General features: G+C 40.4%; 27 protein-coding genes. 8 read left to right on the top strand and 19 right to left on the bottom strand.

The window, feature by feature from the left end:
• Positions 1–11: 11 nt before the first annotated feature.
• Together NST34_RS12145 and NST34_RS12140 are read right to left on the bottom strand one after the other, a co-directional pair.
• Positions 12–623, bottom strand: a complete 612-nt coding sequence (locus NST34_RS12145; protein ID WP_341127893.1) for a BRO-N domain-containing protein — start codon at positions 621–623, stop codon at positions 12–14.
• 74 nt (positions 624–697) lie between these two features.
• A complete protein-coding gene (locus NST34_RS12140; protein WP_341127892.1) occupies positions 698–931 on the bottom strand; it encodes a helix-turn-helix domain-containing protein in 234 nt (77 codons plus the stop codon).
• Between the two features lie 225 nt (positions 932–1,156).
• On the opposite strand from NST34_RS12140, the gene NST34_RS12135 reads away from it, so the two are divergent.
• Positions 1,157–1,615 carry a helix-turn-helix domain-containing protein gene (locus NST34_RS12135; protein WP_341127891.1) on the top strand — a complete coding sequence of 153 codons (459 nt, stop codon included), beginning with the start codon at positions 1,157–1,159 and terminating at the stop codon, positions 1,613–1,615.
• Between the two features lie 593 nt (positions 1,616–2,208).
• On the opposite strand, the gene NST34_RS12130 is transcribed toward NST34_RS12135, so the two are convergent.
• Positions 2,209–2,505 carry a DUF3139 domain-containing protein gene (locus tag NST34_RS12130; RefSeq protein ID WP_341127890.1) on the bottom strand — a complete coding sequence of 99 codons (297 nt, stop codon included), beginning with the start codon at positions 2,503–2,505 and terminating at the stop codon, positions 2,209–2,211.
• 255 nt (positions 2,506–2,760) lie between these two features.
• Complete coding sequence (locus tag NST34_RS12125) at positions 2,761–3,441, bottom strand: hypothetical protein (protein ID WP_341127889.1); 681 nt, start codon at positions 3,439–3,441, stop codon at positions 2,761–2,763.
• Between the two features lie 258 nt (positions 3,442–3,699).
• On the opposite strand from NST34_RS12125, the gene NST34_RS12120 reads away from it, so the two are divergent.
• Positions 3,700–4,029: a hypothetical protein gene (locus NST34_RS12120; protein ID WP_341127888.1), complete on the top strand. Its 330-nt coding sequence runs from the start codon at positions 3,700–3,702 to the stop codon at positions 4,027–4,029.
• A 105-nt stretch (positions 4,030–4,134) separates the two neighbouring features.
• Here NST34_RS12120 and NST34_RS12115 read toward each other — a convergent pair whose 3' ends face one another.
• Positions 4,135–4,353 (bottom strand): hypothetical protein, encoded by a 219-nt coding sequence (locus NST34_RS12115; protein WP_341127887.1) that lies wholly within the window; start codon positions 4,351–4,353, stop codon positions 4,135–4,137.
• A 26-nt stretch (positions 4,354–4,379) separates the two neighbouring features.
• Positions 4,380–5,054, bottom strand: a complete 675-nt coding sequence (locus NST34_RS12110; protein WP_341127886.1) for a hypothetical protein — start codon at positions 5,052–5,054, stop codon at positions 4,380–4,382.
• 256 nt (positions 5,055–5,310) lie between these two features.
• Here NST34_RS12110 and NST34_RS12105 point away from each other — a divergent pair, with 256 nt between their 5' ends.
• From NST34_RS12105 to NST34_RS12095, 3 genes are all read left to right on the top strand, one after another.
• On the top strand, positions 5,311–5,499 hold the full coding sequence (locus NST34_RS12105; RefSeq protein ID WP_341127885.1) for a type II toxin-antitoxin system HicA family toxin: 189 nt from the start codon (positions 5,311–5,313) through the stop codon (positions 5,497–5,499).
• A gap of 37 nt (positions 5,500–5,536) precedes the next feature.
• Positions 5,537–5,959 (top strand): type II toxin-antitoxin system HicB family antitoxin, encoded by a 423-nt coding sequence (locus tag NST34_RS12100; RefSeq protein ID WP_341127884.1) that lies wholly within the window; start codon positions 5,537–5,539, stop codon positions 5,957–5,959.
• Between the two features lie 562 nt (positions 5,960–6,521).
• Positions 6,522–6,962, top strand: a complete 441-nt coding sequence (locus tag NST34_RS12095) for a hypothetical protein (RefSeq protein WP_341127883.1) — start codon at positions 6,522–6,524, stop codon at positions 6,960–6,962.
• 49 nt (positions 6,963–7,011) lie between these two features.
• Here NST34_RS12095 and NST34_RS12090 read toward each other — a convergent pair whose 3' ends face one another.
• The 3 genes from NST34_RS12090 to NST34_RS12080 form a co-directional block, all read right to left on the bottom strand.
• On the bottom strand, positions 7,012–7,488 hold the full coding sequence (locus tag NST34_RS12090; RefSeq protein WP_341127882.1) for a hypothetical protein: 477 nt from the start codon (positions 7,486–7,488) through the stop codon (positions 7,012–7,014).
• Between the two features lie 11 nt (positions 7,489–7,499).
• Positions 7,500–7,715 (bottom strand): hypothetical protein, encoded by a 216-nt coding sequence (locus NST34_RS12085; protein ID WP_341127881.1) that lies wholly within the window; start codon positions 7,713–7,715, stop codon positions 7,500–7,502.
• Positions 7,716–7,791: 76 nt separating this feature from the next.
• Entirely contained in the window at positions 7,792–7,989 is a 198-nt protein-coding gene (locus tag NST34_RS12080) for a hypothetical protein (protein WP_341127880.1), read from the bottom strand.
• A 211-nt stretch (positions 7,990–8,200) separates the two neighbouring features.
• On the opposite strand from NST34_RS12080, the gene NST34_RS12075 reads away from it, so the two are divergent.
• The 3 genes from NST34_RS12075 (at position 8,201) to NST34_RS12065 (ending at position 11,173) form a co-directional block, all read left to right on the top strand.
• A complete protein-coding gene (locus NST34_RS12075) occupies positions 8,201–9,034 on the top strand; it encodes a hypothetical protein (protein ID WP_341127879.1) in 834 nt (277 codons plus the stop codon).
• 458 nt (positions 9,035–9,492) lie between these two features.
• Entirely contained in the window at positions 9,493–10,188 is a 696-nt protein-coding gene (locus NST34_RS12070; RefSeq protein ID WP_341127878.1) for a hypothetical protein, read from the top strand.
• Positions 10,189–10,309: 121 nt separating this feature from the next.
• A complete protein-coding gene (locus tag NST34_RS12065) occupies positions 10,310–11,173 on the top strand; it encodes an ATP-dependent DNA ligase (RefSeq protein ID WP_341127877.1) in 864 nt (287 codons plus the stop codon).
• Positions 11,174–11,212: 39 nt separating this feature from the next.
• Here NST34_RS12065 and NST34_RS12060 read toward each other — a convergent pair whose 3' ends face one another.
• The 10 genes from NST34_RS12060 to NST34_RS12015 form a co-directional block, all read right to left on the bottom strand.
• A complete protein-coding gene (locus tag NST34_RS12060) occupies positions 11,213–11,734 on the bottom strand; it encodes a DUF3231 family protein (protein WP_341127876.1) in 522 nt (173 codons plus the stop codon).
• Positions 11,735–11,897: 163 nt separating this feature from the next.
• On the bottom strand, positions 11,898–12,113 hold the full coding sequence (locus NST34_RS12055) for a hypothetical protein (protein WP_341127875.1): 216 nt from the start codon (positions 12,111–12,113) through the stop codon (positions 11,898–11,900).
• A gap of 120 nt (positions 12,114–12,233) precedes the next feature.
• Complete coding sequence (locus tag NST34_RS12050; RefSeq protein ID WP_341127874.1) at positions 12,234–12,521, bottom strand: hypothetical protein; 288 nt, start codon at positions 12,519–12,521, stop codon at positions 12,234–12,236.
• A gap of 190 nt (positions 12,522–12,711) precedes the next feature.
• Entirely contained in the window at positions 12,712–13,134 is a 423-nt protein-coding gene (locus NST34_RS12045) for a hypothetical protein (RefSeq protein ID WP_341127873.1), read from the bottom strand.
• Positions 13,135–13,638: 504 nt separating this feature from the next.
• A complete protein-coding gene (locus NST34_RS12040) occupies positions 13,639–13,917 on the bottom strand; it encodes a holin (protein WP_339245337.1) in 279 nt (92 codons plus the stop codon).
• Between the two features lie 13 nt (positions 13,918–13,930).
• Complete coding sequence (locus NST34_RS12035) at positions 13,931–14,848, bottom strand: peptidoglycan recognition protein family protein (RefSeq protein ID WP_341127872.1); 918 nt, start codon at positions 14,846–14,848, stop codon at positions 13,931–13,933.
• A 2-nt stretch (positions 14,849–14,850) separates the two neighbouring features.
• Positions 14,851–15,252, bottom strand: coding sequence for a hypothetical protein (locus NST34_RS12030; RefSeq protein ID WP_341127871.1), 402 nt, complete (start codon positions 15,250–15,252; stop codon positions 14,851–14,853).
• Between the two features lie 101 nt (positions 15,253–15,353).
• A complete protein-coding gene (locus NST34_RS12025) occupies positions 15,354–15,455 on the bottom strand; it encodes a CD1375 family protein (protein ID WP_218640545.1) in 102 nt (33 codons plus the stop codon).
• On the bottom strand, positions 15,448–16,035 hold the full coding sequence (locus NST34_RS12020) for a hypothetical protein (protein ID WP_341127870.1): 588 nt from the start codon (positions 16,033–16,035) through the stop codon (positions 15,448–15,450). The genes NST34_RS12025 and NST34_RS12020 overlap by 8 nt, the downstream gene beginning before the upstream one ends.
• An 11-nt stretch (positions 16,036–16,046) precedes the next feature.
• Positions 16,047–19,883, bottom strand: coding sequence for a pyocin knob domain-containing protein (locus NST34_RS12015; RefSeq protein WP_341127869.1), 3,837 nt, complete (start codon positions 19,881–19,883; stop codon positions 16,047–16,049).
• Positions 19,884–19,895 lie beyond the last annotated feature (12 nt).

Below are 19,895 nucleotides of genomic sequence, written 5' to 3'. Positions count from 1 at the left end.
CCGTTCTCCTTTCAATGAGCATGCTTACTATAAATCGCTTGACTTACAGACAATTCCAAACCAAAGCGGTCTACCGCGGACATTAGCACTACTGTATCCTCCAATATAGGTTGTCTCTCAACTAGCATGTCTGGAGTCATCTGGTCTTTTTTTAGCATTTTTGGGTGACCAAATTTTGTGGAAACTGCTTTGTCTGCAATTACATTTGCTTTGATAAAATGAGGAACTTTTGGCTCTTGTAAAGATTTACTAAGTCTAGCCATTGCATCACGTTGATGCTCTTTATCAAGCATTCGAAATATTTGAAATCCTTCAAAACCACTGGATTGGCGTAGTGATTTCAACATATCGAATATCCAATCTTCAAACTCCTCCGCTTCAGGTCTTTGAGAACGAGTGATTGCTTTATAAATGCCTTGTTCACTGATAGCTGTGAACTTCTGGTTCATACCCGTCAATTTGACGGATGTGAGATATTTGCTTTTCAAATGGCGAGTCATCGCGTTTGTTCCGCTGTACTGTAGAGCATCTGATACATCCTTCGCTACTCCGTACCATTCACCTGTAGAGAACTGTACAAAACGTATCTCATAACCGTTCCAGTCTTCAGTTCGGATATTCATACTCTCGTCATCCTTTCCGGCTTAAGCTTAAATTGTTGACACTGCGAGTTCAGTGTGGCGTTTACTACGGATATTTAGTGAGAGCAATCAACCTGATTTATTACCTCCACGTTCGACTCAGTTGTTTGATAATTGACCTTTATTCCGAGCACATCACAGACCTTGTTCATTGAATCTTCATTCCACCTACGATCTCCAGACAGCAAATCGTGAATGTGCTGTGAGCTATATCCGGCTTGCCTTGCAAGCTCCGCATTCTTCATACCGTTTTGGGAAAGAATGTTTTTTACAGTAGATGTAAAGTCCATCGTGTTCACCTCCATGACTAAATAATAAGCAAATAGCTGTCATTGGACAAGTAGCATTTGTAAGCAAATAGCTTCTAAACAAAGTATTTCATGCATACAATAAGCTATTTGCTTCAAAATACGTAAATTTTCTCATTTTATCAGCTATTTGCTTGTTGTTTATGAAAATTCTTAGTGTTATTATTTATATAAGCTATTTGCTGAAAAATAGGAGGTGTTATTGGAATGAGCACACCACACCGCTTAAAAAGCGTTAGGGAAGGGTTCAGAACAAAGGATAATAAGAAGTTAAGCGGCATCAATGTCGCAAAGCAATTGGGCATAACACCGCAGTATTATTACGATATCGAAAAAGGTGAGCGTACATTAAGCGCAGAGACAGCTAGTAAGCTTGCAGATATATTTCACACAACTACGGATTACCTGTTAGGGAAAACTGATGTGAATATTTACGACTGGGTAGGAATTATTGAAGAGGGAGAATTTCACGGGGTTAAAGAAAGCTCCGTCCCGTATATGCACGAGAAGGAGCTTTTTAATAAGTCGTTAGAATTATCTAATGAAGATATTAAGGACACGTTTGAGTTTAAGATTGATGGTCGAGAGTTGACGGAGGAAGAGTATCAACGGATGATTGCTGCTGTTCGTGCCGAACGTCTATACCGGGATCAGAACCAGAAATAATATTTTTTAAGAAGTCAGGGTCTCGTCCAAGAACAATAGAAAGACTGGATAAATCAATTTGTTTTTTTCGGATAAAGCATCACTCTCCAGTTGTAATATATTTCCGCCGCGATATTGAAACGAGTATACCATAAAAATGAGAACAAATATACGAACGCTTTCCATATAAATTCCATATAAAAAAGAACTGTATGGCATTCCTGCTTGAGGAGTGCCTTTTGTTGTCGCTAATTGCCGAACACGCAACTTGTAATAATACAATCACCTCCATGATAGAATAAAATGAGAACGCAAAAAGGCCGCTGCAATCAGTTTGATAGATTAGTCAATCACAAAAGTATTTTAGTAACGTATCTATAGCGTACGCCCTAAAAATCCTTTTTTTTAAAAAATGTGATTGAACTTTCTTCAACTGATTACAGCGGCCTTGGACATCTTTAAGCGATAGGCTTTGCCACTGTTTTTATATTATTTCGTTCTTAGTTATGACAATAGATTATAACAACTCTTTAAAAAAAGCAATATTTCAGTTTCTCTAAAATAACAGATTAATTAAATCACATCAGAGTATTATATATGCTTCCTAAAAAACACTAATTATTACCCTTTTTTAATCGCTGAGGTTCCTTAGGGTCTAGTTGTTTCCAGTCAGATGCATCTCTATCTGTGAAAATGTAGCTAGTATCAGGGTCATCAGCAAATCTTACATATACAGGAAATTTCGGCATTGAACTAAGCTTAGCTTTAATACTCACTAAATCAGATTCAGAGTACCCTTCTACAGTAATCAAGTATTCTTTCAGGCTTTTTTCGAGCGTATTATATTTATACTGAAGTGCTGCATAAATTCCAATAACGAGCAAAATAATAATTATTGCTGTAATAGCCATGAATTTTCTAATTTTAGAAGCACCTCCTGTATTAAAACTAGATAAAAACTGATAAAACTTCAATTCCCATACATATTAACATAGTTCAGTGATATTTTTAATATTACTTTTTTTAAAAAATAAGTTTTAGACACAAAGTGTAAAGACTGACCAGAGTATTACGTTTTTGAAACTAGCAGGAATAATCATAACCCCCTGCAAAAAAACAGGGGGCACTCAACAGCTTAAATCTGATCTACCGCTGGCAGTTAATTATTAAATAGCTTTAAATGATGTCATATAGATTAAGAAAGGAGAGTTTATAACCATTGATGGAGTAACAAATCCTCTAAGATCAGGAGTATTATTAACGTTAGTCAAGTCTATTCCTTCTCCATAATAAAATGCTTGCCAAACAAATTTAGAGCAGTAGTTTGGGGAAAGGGTACCTAATAACGAAAAAGGATCTATAGAATATTGTTTAACATACTGGAAGTTCCATGTAGCCCATTTAGCGGCACTTACTCCCATTCCATTTGTAGGCCGATAGACTTTAATAGTTTCTCCTGCACCATGTCTATTCATGTATCCCGTCATATTATCTATTGTCCCACCATTTACTGGTAATGTTACATGAACAACTTTGAAGTCTGAATTCACAATTCCTGTATGCCCTACTATTTGAGAAGTTGTACCTAAAGTTTTTGTGGAATAAAGAACATCTCCAATTCTCATCTGAACATTAGTTCCAGGATATGTAGGACCGATTTCTGCAAACGGCTGAATTAACCCTTGATCACTGTAAGTATCCGTTGTTACCGTAACCTGATTACTGTTAAGACTTTCTTGAAGATCAATTGAATTTGCACTAGCTTCAGATTGTCCGACTGGCATAAAACCTACTATCATAAAAACAAACGATAAAATAAGAATACTCCTCAATAATAACTTTTTCATTTTCTTCCTCCTTCTGGTTTATAGTATATATTATTATATAAATAGGATATATTTTACAATGAGTCACTAGTCTTATATTTTTGGTAATCTATCATTTTAAATACTCAGGACTTTTAGTACTTCAATTTAGTTTTAATTTTTAGGATGGAAGCAGATTCGTTAGAATTAAGGCAAGCCACTGAGAATGCTCTTAATGATCTTAGACAGGAGTTCCCTGATTATAAATTTAGCGCTACCTTTGGAGGAGGGATATGAGAAATGGCAATTAGTGTAATAATTAACAACCCTCAAAATGATTTTGAAGATAAGTTTTACATTCAGGTTGCGTATTTATCTTTTTTCAGAAGATGCTGGATACCTGGTATTAACGAACTAGGCTTGAGATGGGTTGAACTTTTTGAGTCAGGCGTTAATGTAACCGAGGAAGATTTGCCTATCATTCTTGAGGAATTAAGTCAATTAAAAAAATGGGCAGCCATCAATTTAAAGGATACTGACAAAGACTATTTCTTTGAAAACTTCGATCCACTTGTGGAAGAATTACCTACTGCATTTCAACGTAAAAATACCACTGTCTTTATTGGATAATTGGTTCCCATACACGAAATAAAACTACGGAATGTTACAGAAGTCAGTATTAACAGAGTTCATCCCATAACAACAAAAGACCCGTCAGGTACAAGCCCTGAGGGTCTATTTTATTTCTGTTCTGAATTCAAACCGCCGCCGCACAAAATGAGCTCCAGCGAGCTTAATAGAGTCTGGCGTATATCCCTCTACGAAGCCGCCGTAATCCATAAGGTGACAAATTGGGTCCGGTTCCATGCGAAACCATACGGATACCTTGGATTGAGCTAGGGCTGCTATCAGGAATTCAGCATCGCTCTCTAAAACTTTGTATGTAGCGCTCAAAATAATCTCTCCTACAAAAAAAGCATCTAAAAATTATCCACCTTATGTTTCTCAATCAATTTGTCTATCGTTAGATATTTTTCGTCTAATACTTTTCTTTCCTCTATATTTCTATTGAATAAATCTTTAAAGACAAAATTTTGGACATTAGTATTTACGTCCATTAAGCATGCAAAAAAATCTAGAAGTCGATCATGCGTAATTGCAATAGAATTAACAAGTCCCGCCCGTTGTTCCTCTTTAAATACTATCCCTTCACTTAGGGAATAAAGGAATGCATTGTATCCCATGTAGCTATTATTAATAATCATGATCATTTCTTTAAATTCTTCCTGTAGAGCATATCTTTGTTTTACAAGTGGAAGCAATACAATTTCATATTGTTCCCATGCATAAGAAAACTCTAAGTACGAACTACTCGCAATGTTTTTAAGGTTTTCAAACTCTCTCTCATTATATGATTTTAGTAGTAAATAGTTCATATCAGCTTGGTACAATATTGATTCCACTTGTAAGCCTCCTAGATGTCTCCTTGTAGTATCAAGATACGTACAAAAATCGGAATTTTTTCTAATAGCATTATAAAGTGGATCCTTTATGAAATTGAAGGCACTAATATATGTAGTTATTCGCTTATCTCTAATTACATTTTTCTGACCCAATTTATATACATAAATCCAACCAGTTACTGTAACAGTCATTGGTATAATTACTCCTAATAACCATTTAATATTATCTCCAGTTATATACCCTAGCATCTCATATATCCCCAACCTTTCCTAATGCAGAATATTCATTTGTATAATCTGAATATAATAGTTTTGGAACATTCTGTAAACGATAAAAAACAAACATCTGAAGTCACGGGCTTTTTTCTCCCCACTTAATAATACGTGTTATTAATACGTTGACACGTGTAATAAATACGTGTATAATTTAAGTGTAAGGAGGGTTGAGATGAAGGCTTACAGTTCGAGGGAAATCATAAAAATTATCGAAGAAGATGGTTGGTACATAGTTGGAGTACATGGTAGCCACCATTACTACAAACATCCAACGAAGGCAGGGAAAATAACAGTCCCGCATCCTAGAGCAAGCTTTCCTCCCAAGACACAAAAGAGTATCCTAAAATCAGCAGGGTTGTAGGGGCGCAAGCCCCTCTCCACCAAGGAGGTTAATATAAATGAGTAAGAAAGATGTTTATCGCTACTGGGCATTGCTAGACACGGCAGACGAAGGAATCTCTGTTCGTTTTCCCGATCTGCCCGGATGTCTGACTTCTGGTGATACAGCTGAAGAAGCACACGCCGCAGCACGTGAAGCTCTTGAGGGGTTTATGTATGTGATGGAGCAAGACAATGACCCTATTCCTTCACCATCTGTGCTCGGTGATATCTTGAAGCAAGCAGATCCGACAGAGGCTGCCTGTGAAGTGCAAGTCTATATGCCTACTGTTAGGGATGCAATGGAAGCCAAGGCTGTTAAAAAGACCCTCACGGTGCCAAAATGGTTAAATGATGAAGCAGAAAAACAGCATCTGAACTTTAGCCAAGTATTACAAGAGGGTTTGAAACGAAGTCTTGGGATCGACAAGCAACGCATTTAATTAGACAACTCTTTGCGAACATCCCTATCCTATAGGGTGCTTTGCTGGACTGCCTGATGAACTCGCCTGAAGATACCAGCCGAAACCATTTTGCGCTACAGCGCAGGATGGTCGCGGGAACCCGCATCGAGCTAACAGCCCGATTATTTGTATATTGGTACTGTCGTTGTATCGTTAGCATCGGGGCATCTCTGATGGGAAGAATTAAAGCCTGGTAGCTGTAGGAATCACAATAGCGGATTTGTTGGATGGTGTTGAAGAGTTGTAGCGATTGGTACTTTTATTGGAATCAGCGAACGTATAGGTGCGTTAATTGACATACACGAACCGCTACTAGTAATTATTGAACCAGAAGCAATCGAGGAATTTGACTTCGAATCACTGCCGCCAGGCTGGGCTGAATTTGATATATAAATTATCTATTTAAAATGCCCCGTCAATATATTCACTGACGGGGTTTATTTATCCAGTCCGTACCTATTAACATTTTTGAATAAGCACAAGCATTCGATATTTCCTCTCATAAAATATATTATCTCCTAAGAGAGGTTAGGTGTATTTAATGAGTATTCAGTTTTTGGATATGCGCATCTCACAGACTAGTGTAGTGGATACACCTGGTATTGATTTGGTCCGTTCAGGTGCAGTTTTTGGTGATATTGGACTCCAAACCTCTAGTGTTACACCTGAAAATGCAAACTTAGTAAGAGTCACATTAAATGCTTATGTAAGGCTTAGTGTTGATGTTAGCGTTATAGTTCAAAACGATGTTACTTTTAGCATTTACCGCAATAATGTATTAATCTTTAGTACAACCTACCCAGGAAACATTAATAATACAGTGACCCAATATGAAATGGTAGGAATAACCGCTGTAGACTTCCCACCGGCTAGTGATGTGCTTGCAGGCCAAATTCAATATACTATCATTGCATCAGCCATTAGAACTGCAACTCTAGGAGCACGAAGTTTTAGTGGGATTGCAGTAGCAGGTAATGGATAAATAATAATTGTTCAAAGTAGTGTCCCCGAAAACTTCGGGGATGTTTTTTTCAACCCATTAGATGACCTTTAAGAATCCCACCGAGCTCATTAGTATATTTAGTCAATCTTAAGCTAATTTCAGTGCGCATTACATCACGGGTTAGTCCAAAGCGTTCCTGATATCCCCGGCAAAAGATTTTGTAATACGTGATAAATTCGTCTTGCTCATCCGCCAGCATTTTGATATTCCGCTGCTTCAGCTCTTTCTGCAGTCGATAGGTATCTTGCACGATCCGGCGCTGTATGGCTTCGCCAGCCATCAAAAAGGTACGTTTAAGTATACTGCTGGAGTGCTCGAGCTCTTTCAGGCTCTTGCCGACCATCGTATCTATATAGGGAAGCAAAATGAGGTCTCGAACCATCGTACGTTCCTCCATAGTTATCATGTTATCTCGTTTCTCACGCTGCTGTTCCTCGTACTGCTCAACATGCTCGGTCATGATCATTTTCGTTTTCCAGCGTTCATTACCGTCCAATTTGGTCACAGTGACCCCTCCTAATGATAAAGCCAGTAATCAATATTAGTACAGCCACTGCCGCTCTCTGCGCCTTGTTGTGGCGTTTTTTCGTACGACACGTTACGTTCCCATCCCTCGATAATAATTGTTGTCTCGATAGGCGTAGACACATCCCAAACTATATATTGCTCCTCAAACAACACCTTAAACCCCTTAATTATCTCCGCTGGGTGGCGTCCGCTCAATCGTCCCAACTCTTTGATGTTTGGCATCCGCCTGAAGTGATATCTAAACTGCGATATAATCCGCAGCAGCTTGCGCGAAGTATCATCAAGCATGACGCTTATTCGATACAGGCTGCCACGAGAGGATACTCGCTACCAAGAACACTCGCGGCGCCCCGGTGGTCAGGCAAGTAGCCCTAATACGGCCGGCACGAATGCCGAGGATCTCGATCTTGCGTTGCGTGATCTTCCCCGCTTTATCCATATATACAATTTCAACTATTTGGCCAACACTCATTTTCATGTGATCGCCTCCAAAAAATAAGAACATTTGTTTGTATTATAACCAAACGAATGTTCTCTAAACAACCTAAAAATTATTACTAACATGTAGAAATATGGATAAAATATGAAATGATATATTTAATCCCATATATAGCACTTACTGTTTAGACTATTTCCACCATCTAACTTAATATTTACTAATTAAATTCAAAAAAAGGTGGAATATTCAAGTGTCAAAAAAAGCTCGTATTATTTTTTTATCTATGGTTGCTATCTTAATAATAACTATAGCTACGTCTTTTGTACCTACATCATTAACTTATGCTAATGAATCTGAAACGCCATCACCTACAATTTCACCAACGCCAACACCAATTCATAATGAAACAGGTCTTTTGTTTGGTAAGATGATTAATTACGGTGATTATCAATTCAATCACTCAGGTAATACTGATGTACTAACAGATGGTAATAAAAATACAGGTAAATTGTTTAACGGTAAAGATCCGTCGACGGCATGGTATATTTTTACGGAAGATAAAGATATAGATGCAGTCAAAGTGCTGCTGTCTGATAAGCAGTATCTAGCTGTCAGATTTTATGACTTAAATGACAAAGAAATTATTGCTTATAATGTAACTGGTGCAGGAGATAAATTTAATTTTCCCTACACTATACGTAATGTTAGAAAAATTTCCTTTACAATAAATAATAGAACAGCCTATGAACTTGATGTTTACGGTCAAAATAGTACATCTCCAACACCAGGAGCTACACCAACACCAACACCAACAGCTACACCAACAGCTACACCGACTCCAGAAACACCTTCGGGCGATCACGCCATTCTAACGATAACTCTTACTACAGGTTTAGTAAAAGAATTTGATCTTCCGATGTCAAAGGTCAATAGTTTCCTTGCCTGGTATGATAGCTCATCAGGATCAATAAAATATGGAATAGACAAACAAGAGAACAACAAGGGCCCTTTTAGCAAACGTACTGAATATGTTGTACACGATAAGATACTTACCTTTGAAGTAAGTGAGTACACAACAAAATAAAATAAATTAAACAACCCCGACGACCACTTAAGGTTGACGGGGTATTTGTTAAGCATCCGCGACTTTAACACTAACTGGACTCCATCTCTAGATTGGACACTTACAATCGATTATACTGCCCGCTAGAACACCGCGACGTTCAAGTTATCTACCTGTGACTGTTTAAGGCGGCTGTTAGAAATTCAGAGTCTGTCATTAGACTTTGTATATATTACTCAACATGATCACTCCTATTTATTAAATTGGAGTACTACCTTATGTATGTTCTAAATCCAAATCGTTCTCGGATAAACAGGACTCCAACTATCTTGATTGTCTCTGGAGAATTGGCTTCTATAAATCCACCATAATCCATTGGGTAACCTTCCAAGTCTAGTCCCTGTCGGTATAAATACAGAGGTATAACTACAAACTTAAATGGTTATTCTAACTTAATCTAATTAGGGAGGGATATACTAATGGTTTCGCTAAGGGAATTAAGTGATAACGAATATTTTGTCAAAATCTATGTAGTCCCACTGGAAAGTGAAGTTAGCCCACAAGAAATGAGTAATGTCTTCGGTTTAATTGAATATGTAGGCAGTGGATCCACACTTAATGAACTAGTGGTCTATCGTTTTTTAGGAATCGAAAAAGAGCACTTAAATTGTAACAGTACAATTTTAATATCAACAAAGTTGAAACCTGAACCTGAAAACATCGACTGCAACAATCAAAACGTGTTATCAATAAGCGTACCGTTCACAGATGCAATTCCTTATGCAGATGTTACTTATGGAAATTCACTTCTAAAAGACTTCGAAGCCGTATTTGGTTCAAGACGGCATCTAACTATTCAAAATAATTCAGGAATGGATCTTTGGTTTGAATGGTTTAGAGATGTGCATGAAGACCACGCCATTGACTTTATTCAAAACAATAATCACGCTACGCGAAAATCCAGAAAAGTGAATACAAGCGCAAGTTTTCCAGTGAAAGTTTATAAAAATGATGCAGGGAACATGGGAGAATATCTTGGCGCGTTTTCAGCGGAGGTGTATACTCATGACCGAGTTGTTTGTGTTGTAGCAACAATAAACGGAGAACAATATCTTCAGGTGATATCTATTGTTGAGTTGCCAGGGAAAATATTATTGTCGATTTTAATTGGCTAAAAAATAATTGAAATAAAAAAAACCTCGCCGACCACTTAAGGTTGACGGGGTATTTTTATGCCCAATACTTCCCTGCCCTTTCCTCTTCCATTGGCATTTATAATTAGGTAGAGGTGAAACTATGTTTATATCCCCAATGCTGTTGCAAACGGCTCCCGAGCAATTTTCGCACAGTGATTATATATTTGAACCAAAGATAGATGGTCATCGTCTTATTTACTCTCAAATTTCCGGCAAGATCCAGTTATATACCAGACACGATAATGATTGTACTCATCAGTACCCTGAGCTACACCTTCCGTTTGCTGAGGATATTGTATTAGATGGTGAGGTCGCTTGTGTAGATCCTGAAACTGGCGTGTCTGATTTCGAGTCTGTTATGAGTCGATTTCAGGCGAGACGAGCAGATAAGATCATACAACTTACCAGAACGCTCCCCGTGTATTATGCCATCTTTGACATCTTGATGTACAAAGGTCAGGATGTACGTGGTTTGCCCTTGATGAGCCGTAAGGAGATACTGGCGGGGTTAACTCTACCGTCTAATAGCTTTGGAGTAGTACCACACGTAGAAGGTGCTGGAGAGGCATTATTTGAACAGATCGAAACACGTGGTATGGAGGGTGTAGTAGGTAAGCGTAAGAACAGCTTATACGAGACTGGCCGCCGCTCTCACGCATGGCAAAAGGTCATCAATTGGACTTATGCGGATGTATTTATTACAGGTTATCGCAAACAGGAATTTGGTTGGCTGGCTGCTGTTCCATCCGGTACGTCCGGAAAACTACGTCCAGCAGGAATCATTGAACTCGGTGCGTCACCAATTCATAAACAGGCATTCCGCGGTGTGGCTCAGCAACTTATTAAAAGTGAAGATAAAGAGTTTGTACATCTGGAGCCCCACCTGCGAGCAAAGGTAAGAATGAGGAACTGGACCAAATCTGGCATGCTTCGGAGCCCGGTGTTTACTAATTTCATTGTTTAAAAAAGAGATCCCGCAAAAAAATGCAGGATCTCTTTTTTTCTAAGCTTCAACTGTTTCTGGTCGTTTAATTTGTAAAGGTGGGGGAACAAGCCAACCTTTTTCTTTAGTTATTTCAAGTATTTTAACCCCTAATGCCGCTTTCGTTAAATGATACTTAGCAAATAAGGCTCCAATATCCACTCTAATGGATTGACCCATTACTTGGCTACAAGCCACTAAGCCTGCGGCAATATCAGCAGCAATATGTGCTGCTATTTCAGGATCTGAAAATCTTGCACCGACTGGGATATCCTCAAGCTTTGCATCTGGTCTTTTTGGCATTATGGGTGCTGGGATGATACCATTATCGGTAAGAAGTGTATCGCATTCTTTAATTTCTAACTCAGCTTGATCGATTAGGCTGTTAAGAACCTTTTTCAAATCCTTATCACCCGCATGGTTTAAAAATGCTTGGTAACAAGACACTGCACCTCTTGCCATCACGGAAGTTTGCCAAACACTAAAAATCTCACCAAAGTGCATAGGTTCATCTTTTGAATTACCATTAAGAATACCTGACATCGGATTATCCACTCCTTTATTTATCTTTCAGAATTTATAGTATCCACAAATTCTTTTTTTCATGTAAAACATACTCTCGCCAATGATCCTAAATGAAATTTACGAGTAAAGTAAAAACACCCCGCCGACCAATTAAGGTTGACGGGGTGTTTATTATGCATACTTAGGCCAAAACCATTCTGAATTCAAATTCACTTCTCATGTAATAAGCGTCCGCGACTTTAACACTAACAGGACTCCATTTCTGGACTGGACCTCCACAATCAATAATACAGCCTGCCAGATCACCACGGCGTTCGAGTATATCCACTTGAGCCTGTTTTAAAGCTGCAGTAAGAAATTCAGAGTCTGTATTAAGAACTTTGTATATATTGCTCAACACGATCACTCCTATGTACTAAAATACCCTGCCATTATTGACAGGGTACGGTGCTTCCGTTAATACAATCATAATAGATAGCGCATGTATCTGTAAATCTATCTCTCGTTGTTTTTAAAACTAAAAATCAGCAGTAGCAATTTGAATTGTACCTGTAGCAGCACCAGCAGCTGTGGTCTGGAGAGCGGCTACCAACAGCAAAGCAACTTCCAACGTGAGACTATTGGTTGGAGGTATTACATAAGTGATGACAGGAGCATTGACACGTATAACTACAAGATTGATCGGAGCCGGACCGTTATTATTAACGGTAATTGTAGCATTTGCTCCACCGTTCAAGTTTTCAAAATAAGATTTACCAATATTGGCAGCCAGAGAGTAAAACTGCTGAGGTAAGAGAATCGACATAAGAATCACCTCCTAAAACTAGATATTGTATTCTATTCTCCCAAAAAATAAATGTAATAGTTAAGTGAATCAGTGTTAAAACACATTTTACTATTATTAAATAGTTACTATGAATGTTTTTAGAATGCTACAGCATAAATAAAAAAAGCCCACCAGCTGAAGCCAGTGGGCATAATTTAAAATTCTTGTTTTAATCAGAAACCAGAATAGCATCAAAACTTTCTGGACCTACACGAACTGTTCCCAGCAAGTTAGATGAAACAAAAGCAGTATAAGTCAATTGCGGTGTTACTGGGGGATTAAAATCATCAGCAGAAAACGCAATAACTTGTGGAGCAAGAATACTTAATCCAAAAGTTGAAGTGGCTGAGTAAATTAATGGATCTGTAGGCAAGGTTCCTCTTACAATCCTAATTGTAATACCCACTAAAGCTAGCGGAAGCGTAACGGATATCGTTCCTTTAAGTAGCACACGAGGATTAGTAGTAACTCCTTGCGATATAAGCCCTACTTGTCCGAATAATTGTGGAGTGTTTAGTAAAGTAATTGGAATTGCAATAGAATTTGCATAGCTCGCATTCTGCGACGTTCTTCCATCAAGATAAGTTCCCAAATGAACAACCTCCTTTCGATAAGATGCAGTATTATATGTCCTACGAGGTTTTACAGCTTGGACAATTCATCTGGGAACAACGTTTGATTTCAACCATTTATTTCCGAAGGAGAAATAAACCCCGCTGACCACTCCAATTTAACTACAGACTTTTCCCTTCTAGTTTATTTAATCAAGTACTTTCAGAATAAGGTATTCGAACAATCTATCACCAGATAAAATGCATAAAATACTGTAGGAGTATTTATTCAGAACGAGGTGTGTGAAGATGGATATGATTCTAATAGATATTTTCTGCCCAGTTTGCAAACAAATAAAGGCAAAAGTAAAAGACTATTCGATAAGGGATATTGAACATCTACTATTGAATAATCAAACGTATCCTATGTTAATTTGTAGTAATTGTGAAGAACAAATTTTAAAAAGCCTTAAGAAACATATTGAAAAAAATGAATTGTAAACGACAAAAAAATCCCACCAGCCGAAGCCAGTGGGCTAATTTCTTTATTCTTTTGTAGTCCCATCCCTCTTACTAAACGCTAATTCAAATAGTCCAGTTGCTGATAGCCCAGCCAACCCTCCAGCCCACAATCGAAGCACAAGTTCTAGCTCCGTAAATGGATAAGTAGCAGCGCCAACCAGTAAGCCGATAACCAAACCAATCAGCGGCAAAATATTTTTAGGCACGTTAAATGTAGTCTTCACGAACTGTACGCCTGCCAACACAAAAACAGCGATCACCGAGGCGAACGCCAGAACATCTGTTAAGTTTTGATTTCCCATACATTAATCCCCCTTATTCTACTGGCATACCAGCTGCTCTACGCAAGTGATTTGCAAAATTATTAAAGAGTACCATCCCCGATTTATCCCCATTAGACTTGGCAGTATACCATTCAGGCGAGAGCCAACGGAATATAATTTCTTGGGCATTACTTTTATGCAATTGCTTAAATGGCGCTGTTGAACCTGGCTGTAAGGGGATACCCGAAGCCATTCTAAGATTATCAGCAAGGTTGTGAAAGTGCGTTAAACCCACCTGATCCTTTTCCTTATGAGCCACAAACCATGCTGGGGATACATAATCATCGATTAGCCTTTGAGCTACACTGGCAGGCATCTGTACAGCAATAGGCGGTATAACGGACACTGGCTGTTCCTTAATCTCTGATACCACATCATAAAGCAAATCTTTAAGTGTTTTACCTACAGAAGTTAATGCTTGATCAATGTCGCGTTTACGCGCAGGATCTAGCTGCTTATGACTTGGAATATGTGTCAGTGGATTTAGACCCCACTTGTCACAGCAGTAGGCCATATACCAGACAAAGCGCTTGTATGCTTCAAGGGTATTTATCTTGCCGCCATAACATAGCTCCACACCTAGAGCGATATCATTAGCATCGTCTCCATAAAGCTTATTGTCTGTTGTAACACTGTAGAGGACATGCCAAGCCTTTTCTGCTGGATCGGAACCAGTACCTGCTGGGATGACCTCTAGGATTTTTTTATCGTCAATGAATGTCTGAGCTGAGGCTGAGCGGTCCTTGAGGTTTTGAAAATAAGTAAAATGGTTATCCGCGGTTGCTCCCGGATTACCTGTATCATGAGCAACTAAAAAGCCCGGCGTTCCCGAGGTTAATCGGGTGCCGGGCCGTACATTTTGGCGCTTGTCGATGTAACGCCGTTCGATGATGTATTTATTCTTGATCATTATTACAAACCTCCTTTGAATAAGAAAGCTATGATTGCAAATACCGTACCCGCCAATACATATTTAAGTAGATCAATAAATACTTTTCGCTCAGATTTACTATCTGTTTGCGACTGCTGTAACAATTGGAACATGCGTGCATCCAAAGTATCCCACCGCCGCATAATCTCGTTAAATTGGATTTTCATTTCAATAGTAGATTCCTTTATTTGCTTTACATCTTCTTCGTGCCGAGACTGTTTTTCTTTCAGCAATCGCAATTCCGTGGAAAAGTTAAGATGTTCTGCACCAAAGCGCATAAGCTCATCCTGCATACCTGTAAGTCTGTTCTCGACATCCTCCAACCGATGCAGCGGCATTACATCATCAGCCCCTCCTCCTTGATTGACTCCCCCAATGGACATATAACAACTCCCCTCTCTATTTATTGATCAATATAAATAGCCCCCGTAATAGCTACGAGGGCAAAATAAAAACGCCTACTATATGGCGCTAGCAATTTAATCTATTCTTTTAGCTCTGCTGCGACATCCTCACGGATAATCTCCGGTACCTGCTCTAACTTCTTAAGTCCTTTACGGATCAAGCTTGCATATATTTTAGCCATTATCTATTTCACCTCCCACTACAGGTTCTGTAGGTGCTACGGGTTGTCCGGCAAGTACCAGCTCATAAAGCTCTGTGAGCGCCAATTGTGCGTCTGCCGCCTCTTGTTTGGCAGTCTGTAACTCTTCATAATTTTCTGTAAGAGCAAGCTGCGATTCTTGCAATTGGGTTTCAGTTTGCCCCAGTCTCTCCAACGACTTAGCAAGTTGCGTTTCTGTCTGCTTGAGTTTCATATTGGTTTGCTCTAGCTCCTGTGCAGTCTGAGCACTTTCTTCCTCTACCATTTCGATACGTTTAATTAGCACCTCTGCTGGAACCTCGCCAGGATAGGTAAACTCTAAATCTTCCGTATCAGGATTAACGCGGTAGCCATTGCACTCAGCGAACTCTCGACGAAACTGACCGTATTTGAGCTTTACTACGCCAATGGTATCACGGACCCGTTCAGCCAGTGCCTTGTATGTTGCAAAGTCCTGATCCTCTGTTGTTTCAACTACCAACCTTCCAACTTGTTCTCCTGTATTTACTACCACGTTACCTGTTGCTTTTTCAAAGTATATTTTCATTCCGATTTCCATCATAAAACCTCCTTTTATCTCCATGCATTCCACAATATATTTACTGATATTCCACTGAAATTTAAATAAGCAGAAAATCCATTGCCCCATGAACTCGGACTTGGCATTTCACCGCTCGAAATTACTGTTCCATATGGATTAGTTCCTGCATACTCTACAAAATTCCATCGTTCAGTATCTGTCCCAAGATATACAAAAGTGCTTTGGCTATTTTCTTTAAAGAAAGTAAAACGTACAATTCGAGGTTTAAATGACAACCCACTGATTTGATACACTCCGTTACTGTAGTGGGCACCTGTATAGCCTTCGGCGTACATTCGCTCTACTAGTGTTCCTGTAACTCCAAATACTTCTACACCGCTACGAATGTTAGCAGGGGCTAGGTCGCCCTCTACAGATCGTAGTTGTGCTGTTGTTACTTTTATTTCACCCGCCCCAGGGCCACCTTTGCGGTAGCCCTCTGTTGGGTACACCGCTAAGCTACCATCACCCCATTTCCCTACACTAAGAGCCGGATCTTCGCCAGATGTGATAACGGGCATGGTTCCCTGTTTACCGAACATCGTCCTGTCACTTCTCCAATTGCTAGGATCAGCTAAGTTGTCTTCTCTCACACGAATAGAAGAAACTGAATTATAGTGTCCTTCCGGTGTATTTAGGTATAAATCATAACCACTTAAGGTCACGCCCACTGCATCCGTGGCAATGCCGCGCTTGTCCGGCATTGTCCCATTCACCAGTCCGTTTTCTGTTCCTATCGTTTTTCCCGCCAGGACTTCCGCTGCTGTAGCTGTCCCATATTCACCCCCTTCACCCTGTAAGATAAAAGCCGTGCCATCGTACACAACCGTATAGACACCACCAAGAGCAAAAGGCGGGTTATTGCCGTTTGGCTTTTTGATAGATTTTGCGCCTAGCCCATTTACATTGAGTGTAACCGGACCTGTTGTAGCTGCATGTGTTTTAATGGTTACTCGTAGACCAGCTGATAGGGCTGCAACTGCTGGATTGAAAGTAGCTACCAGAGTTGGTGCAGTACCAGTGGTAATTGCATAGGCAAGTGTACCTTGCGTAACCTGTGCAGCAGAATATCCCCCTAATGTACTTGCATTACTTCCTACTTGATTAAGTTCAGGGGTTACAATGTTGGTGATTCCCGTTTCTGAGGTGATTAAAGAGATCACCCATGCTCCGCCGAGCCCAGAAGCTCCCCCGTGGCTTGCTAGAACTTCCGATACCTCGATACTAGGGAAATTCCATACAGTTGTAACACCACCAAGCAGTATACAGCACTTTGTCCCATCAAATGCGAACCTTACAGACGAAAATGGTAGGATACCCTCGGCGAATGCGGATGTATGCGCCCACCCATTGGTGAAGTTATACCCCCCAAGGGTAAGCTCCCAAGCCCCACCCGGTGTCTTGTAATCGTAACCACTTATTTTGATACACATCATAGCGAGCGTCCACGCTACAGGCAGAGTGATCTTGATAGTACCTGTTGCCTGTGCACCCTGATAGTAGGAGGCTACACTGGTGTACTTATACGAGGTTCCTGTGTACCTTCTAGTAAGAGGGGCTTCCAGTACCCCTACACCACCGCTGGTTATATTGGCTACCCATGGTGTCCAGACGTTAGACCCATTCCTAAAGCGTGTTTGGGTGTTCCCCGTTGTGACATCTGTAGCCTCTTGTTTTACAAAAGGGGAACTCCCGTCAGTTCTCGATACGATCACTACCCCGAATGATACATTAGGTGGAGGATTTAGCAGCCCCGTAGCTTGACTCATGGCGTAGACACCATTCGTTGTTAGGGAGTTAAAATCTGTGCCATTAGCGACTGCGCTTCTCGTCACGAGTAGCGCAGAATCATTGTAACCACTCCACAGAGGAACCCAAGGCTGCCAAGCACTGTTATTTATCTTACGGCGTACAAATGTGCTACCAGATGTTCCGTAGTACATCTGCCATATCCAGTTAGTTGCGCTATCGTGGGTTTCGCTGTTGCTAACATGTACAAGAACTTGCCCGTACTCTCCTGCGGAAGGGTTCCCTGATGCTGTATTAGCCACTGGATATGTCCCAGCAGTAAGGAGGGTATCTAGATTAGAGATAGTGGTAGTCGTACCAGCTAAGGAATTGTACGTGTTCGCTCTTGGTAGCTTAGCGAGGGAGTCCAGACCGCCATAACCACTAGCTACGTTCTTCTTGCGGGTAGTCTCTACCTCTTCCCATGCTCCCCATGTAGCCTGATATTTGTTTCGCATGAATATACTTAACTCACCAGTGCCGGGTATTCCGAAGGTGGTTACAGTTTGGTTTATTCCATTATGTTTAGCAACCCGTAAGTGAAACGCTATACTGGTTGGTCTATTGCCAAGAGTGGCGGCAATAGTTGAGGTAAACGCGTAGTACTCTCCCTCAGATGTGTAGTTATTTAGGTCTTCATTAGCAAGAATCTCTACAGCCTTACGTGCGACGTTTAATGGTACTAGAGCATCAATAAGTTTAGCGCTAGAGTCCAGTCCTGCATAACCATTAGCTACGTTCTTACGACTGGCGTTTTCTTCTTCTGTCCACTCTCCCCAAACACTGTTATAGCACTCCCGAATGTATGATCTTGGTACAGTGGAGAACGTAGTAGCCCGTTGGAAGAAGATGGTGTCTGGGTTCTGTGAGTGCGAGAACACCTCAATAAAGAACCAAGCCCCGGTATTGCCTCCCGGTGCATTTACAAGGGGATACCCATCATACTGCCCGTTGCGATTAACCGTGTTTAGGTCGGTATTAGGTGCAAGACGTATAACCTTTCCGTCGTTCTCTGTTAGCTTGTGCTTCTGAAGTAAGTACCCGGACTGAGTTACTGTATCGTCTGGTATAGCCTGCACTGCTACAGGGAGGGTGGTTGCAGTGCCCGTGTAAACAGCGCTCAGCGTTGGAGCAGCCCCCATCCCACCACCACTCGCAATCCTTGCAATTACAGTGAATGGGTTTGGTGCCGTTGTACGCGATTCTAATGTAACTCGCCATTTCAAGTCTGCGTCAAAAAAAGGTTCACCAATAGATATATGGTTTTTAAGTACGCCTGTTACTTCTGTATACTGTGAGCCCGTTGGGTAAGATGCCGGGTTCGAATAAGTACCATTGAATCGTTTAACCAGCTTCCCGGCGGTGTTAACCGTGTTGAAAGAACCTATGACTTCAATCTCATAAAGACCACCGTTGACAGGGAAAATAACATCGATTTTTTGGTTGGCAACCCCGTTAGCAAACGAGAAGTTGAACACTCTTTCAACAACTCTACTACCTAATATGGTACCGTCCGATAGCATGAGCTTCGTGGCGTCTAAAGCAGCTACGCCACCGGATACACCCTTCTCTGTCTTGGGAATGGAAGCATTCTTTGCATTGGTCTCGGCGGCGTTCCAAGCAGTACGTTCTGCGGTTGTGATGTGTACTAAGGTGTTGTCTACGTGAGTCTTAGTAGCAGCTAGTGTAATGTCAGGTACATCGAAGGGGTTTGCTTTACCTGTAATGGCTTTAAGGTACTTAGTGATCCATGAGAACCATTGAGTAATAGAACCCTTTACTCCGTAAGCAGTAGCAGTAGCCGGATCAGCTGTGCGATCGCCTATAACAGTATCAACAGCAGCACCTGCGGCAAGTCCTGCTGCTGTGATCTTAGGAGCATCGCCTGCAGCTCCGGTATGTTTATGACCCGCAGAAGCATCGAACTCCGCATCTATCTTGTCTAAATTTTCGTTGATCATCGTTTCAATGTTGAATGTGTCTTCCCCGTCAGTCTGCGGGTTCTTTTTATATAGGTTTAGATTCTTGGTATTACTTGGCATGATTGTCCTCCC

This window comes from Paenibacillus sp. FSL H7-0714 (assembly GCF_038003765.1).
Taxonomy (GTDB): Bacteria; Bacillota; Bacilli; order Paenibacillales; family Paenibacillaceae; genus Paenibacillus_AQ.
Note: the sequence above shows the minus strand (reverse complement) of the source record. Positions and strands in the feature narration are given on the sequence as shown.